3 protein-coding genes are annotated in these 2243 nt (G+C 65.9%); 1 reads left to right on the top strand and 2 read right to left on the bottom strand.

Annotation, left to right across the window (positions count from 1 at the left end):
- Both LQV45_RS26805 and LQV45_RS26800 read right to left on the bottom strand, forming a co-directional pair.
- On the bottom strand, nucleotides 1-1056 hold a 1056-nt coding region (locus LQV45_RS26805), incomplete at its 3' end, for a catalase (protein ID WP_230009782.1).
- A 22-nt stretch (nucleotides 1057-1078) separates the two neighbouring features.
- On the bottom strand, nucleotides 1079-1546 hold the full coding sequence (locus tag LQV45_RS26800; protein WP_026537503.1) for a Fur family transcriptional regulator: 468 nt from the start codon (nucleotides 1544-1546) through the stop codon (nucleotides 1079-1081).
- Nucleotides 1547-1648: 102 nt separating this feature from the next.
- On the opposite strand from LQV45_RS26800, the gene LQV45_RS26795 reads away from it, so the two are divergent.
- The coding region (locus LQV45_RS26795) for an MFS transporter (protein ID WP_230009781.1) at nucleotides 1649-2243 on the top strand (595 nt) is incomplete at its 3' end.

The following is a 2243-nucleotide window of genomic DNA, read 5'->3' as shown; positions in this document are numbered from 1 at the left end:
GTTGGTGCCGACGCGGTAGCGGTGCGCGTCCGCGTAGGAGAAGATGCGGGCCTGCAGCATCTTGTCCGGGGAGGCGGCGATGCCCGGCACGAAGTTCGACGGCGCGAAGGTGGCCTGCTCGATCTGCGCGAAGTAGTTCTCCGGGTTCTTGTTCAGCTCCATGGTGCCGACCTTGACCAGCGGGTAGTCCGCGTGCGGCCACACCTTGGTGAGGTCGAAGGGGTTGAAGCGGTACGTCTTGGCGTCCTCGTACGGCATGACCTGGACGTGGAGGTCCCAGGAGGGGAAGTTGCCGGCGGCAATGTTTTCCTGGAGGTCGCGGATGTAGAAGTCGCCGTCGGCGCCGGCAAGGGCCTCGGCCTCGTCGCCGGTCATGGACTTGACGCCCTGGTTGGACTTGAAGTGGTACTTGACCCAGAACCGCTCGCCCTCGGCGTTGATCCACTGGTAGGTGTGCGAGCCGTAGCCCTGCATTTCACGCCAGGAGGCCGGCAGGCCGCGGTCACCCATGAGCCAGGTGACCTGGTGGGCGGACTCGGGGGAGAGGGTCCAGAAGTCCCACTGCATGTCGGCGTCGCGCAGGTGAGTGCCGGGGAGGCGCTTCTGGGAGTGGATGAAGTCCGGGAACTTGATCCCGTCGCGGATGAAGAACACGGGAGTGTTGTTGCCGACGAGGTCGTAGTTGCCCTCGGTGGTGTAGAACTTCACGGCGAAACCGCGGGGGTCGCGCCAGGTGTCGGGGGAGCCGGCCTCGCCGGCAACGGAGGAGAAACGGATGAGCATGTCCGTCTCAACACCGGGCTGGAACAGTGCGGCCTTGGTGAACTTCGAGACGTCCTCGGTGGTCTTGAAGGTACCGAAGGCGCCGCCGCCCTTGGCGTGCACGACGCGCTCCGGGACGCGCTCGCGGTTGAACTGCGCGAGCTTCTCGATCAGGTAGTGATCGGTCAGGATGATCGCGCCGTCGGCGCCGACGGACTTGGAGTGGGCGTCGGAAGTGACGGGAGCCCCGGACTGTGTCGTGGACACGGCGGGCGCAGAGATGATCTCAGTCATAGTTCTCCTTGGGTTGGGTTTCTTAGTTTCGTTCGGAGGGAAGCTGTTGGGTTCGCTGGCAGTCCTGGCAGATGCCCTGGTACAGCACGTCCGCGATCTGGATGGTCATCGGCTTGGCGTCCGCGTTCCAGTGCGGGGTCAGGCAGGGCGCGTGGCCCACGGCGCATTCGACGTCCTCCACCCGGCCGCAGCTGATGCACACGGCATGGTGGTGGTTGTCCCCGACCCGCGTCTCGTACAGCGCGGGGGAGTGCGGGGGCTCAAAACGGCGCAGCATGTGCAGATCCGTGAGGTCCCCGAGGACCACGTAGACGGACTGGGCGGTCAGGTCCGGCAATTCCTGCCGGGCGGCGGCAAGGATTGCCTCTGCCGGCGAATGCGGGTGATGTTCGACGGCGGCCAGCACGGCCAGGCGCTGTTTGGTCACCCGGCGGCCGTGGGCACGCAGGGCGGCTGCCCATGCGTCGTGGGTGCCCGAGGAATCCGTCATACCCTCATTCAAGCACTTATTATGACTGCCTCACAATAAGGCGTGGCTAATATTGTCCGGCCGTGTCACAGGGCACTCCCGGTTCGCCACTAGAGTTGCCCGGTGGAGAAATTGTTGGCGGACATCACGCCGTTGCGTGAAAGTCCGGCCTTCCGCCGTCTGTGGCTTGGGTCCGCCGTCTCCGCCCTGGGCAGCCAACTGACCCTGGTGGCGGTCAGCCTGGAAGTCTACCGGCTGACCCAGGACAGCCTCTACGTGGGCCTGCTGAGTCTCTTCGCCCTCGTGCCGCTGGTCTTTGGCGGCCTCCTGGGCGGCTCGATCGCCGACGCCCATGACCGCCGCACCGTGGCCCTCCTGGCCTCGTCCGTCCTCTGGCTGACCACCGCCGCGCTGGCCATCCAGGCGTGGCTGGAAGTGGGCAACGTGTGGCTGCTCTATGCGCTCGTGGCGGTGCAGAGCGGCGCCCAGGCCATCAACCAGCCGGCCCGCAGCGCCATCATCCCGGTGCTGGTGCGCAAGGAGTTGCTGCCGGCCGCAAATGCCCTGAGCATGATGATTTTCGGGCTGACCATGACCGCCGGCCCGTTGCTGGCCGGCGTGCTCGTGGCGTGGGCCGGGTTCGGCTGGACGTACACGATCGACGTCGTCAGCTTTGCGTTTGCGTTCTGGGCCCTCCTGAAACTGCCTTCCATGCCGC

This window comes from Microbacterium sp. Bi128 (assembly GCF_918698205.1).
Note: the sequence above shows the minus strand (reverse complement) of the source record. Positions and strands in the feature narration are given on the sequence as shown.

Excerpts from the sequence above, each read along its gene's own strand:
- LQV45_RS26800 (WP_026537503.1), bottom strand. The coding sequence starts at position 1,546 with ATGACGGATTCCTCGGGCACCCACGACGCATGGGCAGCCGCCCTGCGT.